This window comes from Streptomyces sp. NPDC046335 (genome assembly GCF_055587985.1).
Genome location: NZ_JBVJFF010000048.1, coordinates 1 through 1,961 on the forward strand (window position 1 = coordinate 1; position 1,961 = coordinate 1,961).

Consider the following 1,961-nt stretch of genomic DNA (forward strand, 5'->3'; position numbering starts at 1 on the left):
GTGTGGGTGGTGGGGAGGTCGATGAGGCCGCCCCAGTGGTGGGGGTGTTCCAGGGCGGCGACGCGGCCCAGGCCCCAGATCATGGCCTGGTCGGGATGGGTGAGGGGGTCGGTGGCAGGGTGGGTGGTGACAGCGCTGGTGGTGACGCACCACAGGCGTGCGGGCAGGCCGGTGTCGTGCAGGGCCTGCAGGAGATGGAGCGTCGCACACAGCCCCGCGGGCACCGTGGGCGCATCGGTACGGGAACCGGTGGCCAGGGCCAGCAGGGACAACACCCCCACCAGCGGCGGGACGTCACCGTTGCCGGTTTCGGTGCCGGTGGCCGGGGTGGCGGGGGTGAGGTGGGTGGTGAGGTGGGTGGTGAGGTCTTCGCGGTGGGTGGTGGTGGCGTCGATTTCGAGGGTGTGGGTGGTCTGTTCCAGGTCGTGGAGTGCTTGCAGGCATGCGGTCACGGCCGGGTCGGTGCCGGTGCCCGCGGGAATGACGACCAGCCATGCCCCGTGTGCCGTGCTGGTACCGGGCCCGGCAGTGGTGGTGGGCAGGGGTTTCCAGGTGAGGTGGTAGCGCCAGGTGTCCAGGGTGGCGCGTTGGTGCTGGTGCCGGCGCCAGGCGGTCAGGGCGGGCAGGAGGGTGTCCAGGCCGGTGCGGTGTTCCTGGCCGGGGGGCAGGGCCAGGGTCTGGCTCAGTGCGGCCACATCGCCTTGCTCCACCGCCTTCCAGAACCCGGCCTCCGCCGCTTGCCCGCCCGGCCCCGCCGGGCCGTCCGCGGGCTGGGGGGCCGGCGCGTCGAGCCAGTACCGCTGGCGCTGGAAGGGGTAGGTCGGCAGATCGACCTGGCAGGGGGTAGCACCGGTGAGTACCGGCTGCCAGGTGACGGGAAGACCGTGGGTGTGCGCCTCGGCCAGGGAGGCCAGGAAACGGCGGGGGCCTTCCTCGTCCCGGCGCAGCGTGCCGACCACCACTGGTGAGACAGTCCCCCCGGCACCCTCAGCCCCCGGAGCACCGGACCCGCCGCCCTCACCCGTATCCACACCCGTATTGCCACCGGCGCCAATGGTGTCGTGGGTGTCGTGGATGGTGTGGGTGAGGACGGGGTGGGGGCTGGTTTCGATGTAGGTGTGGTGACCTGACGCATCGAGAGTGCGCAGCGCGTCATGGAAGTGGACGGGCTGGCGGAGGTTGTTGTACCAGTAGTCGGCGTCCATGACGGGTTCGGTGATCCACTGACCGGTCACGGTGGACAGGAGGGGAATGCCGGGTGCGGCAGGGGCGAGATGGGCCAGGCTGTCACGGATCTGCGTTTCGACTGCCTCGACGTGGGAGCTGTGGGAGGCGTAGTCGACAGGGATACGGCGGGCCCGGATGTCGTGCTCGGCGCAGTGGGTGAGGAGCTCGTCGATGGTATGGGGATCGCCGGAGACGATCACGTTACGGGGTCCGTTGACAGCGGCGATGGAGAGTTGTCCGGGCCAGGTGGCGAGGTGGTGCCGTGTCTGTTCTTCGGAGAGAGTCAGCGAGCACATGGCACCCTGGCCGGCGAGTTGAGCGAGAGCCTGGCTGCGCAGGGCGACGGTGGTGGCGGCGTCGGTCAGGGTGAGCGCTCCGGCGATGTGAGCGGCGGCGATCTCTCCCTGGCTGTGGCCGATGACGGCATCGGGATGGATACCGCAGGCCTGCCACATGCGTGCCAGTGCCACCATCACGGCGAACAGCACCGGCTGCACGACATCCACCCGCTCCAGGCCCGGCGCGTCGGCGGCCTGGCGGAGCACGTCGGTCAGCGACCAGTCCACATGCGGGGCCAACGCCTCCTCACACGCGGCGATCTGCCCGGCGAACACCGGTGAGGCATCCAGCAGATCGGCCGCCATGCCCGCCCACTGCGAACCCTGACCGGGGAAGACGAAGACGACCTTCCCCACCGAAGCCTCCGCCCTGCCCGCGACCACCCCTCCAGTTGG

At 70.5% G+C, this 1,961-nt stretch carries 1 protein-coding gene; it reads right to left on the reverse strand.

Going from position 1 to position 1,961, the window contains the following annotated elements:
• Window positions 1–1,961, reverse strand: a 1,961-nt coding sequence (locus ACZ6JY_RS40750) for an acyltransferase domain-containing protein (protein ID WP_469204649.1), incomplete at both ends; no start/stop codon positions are given.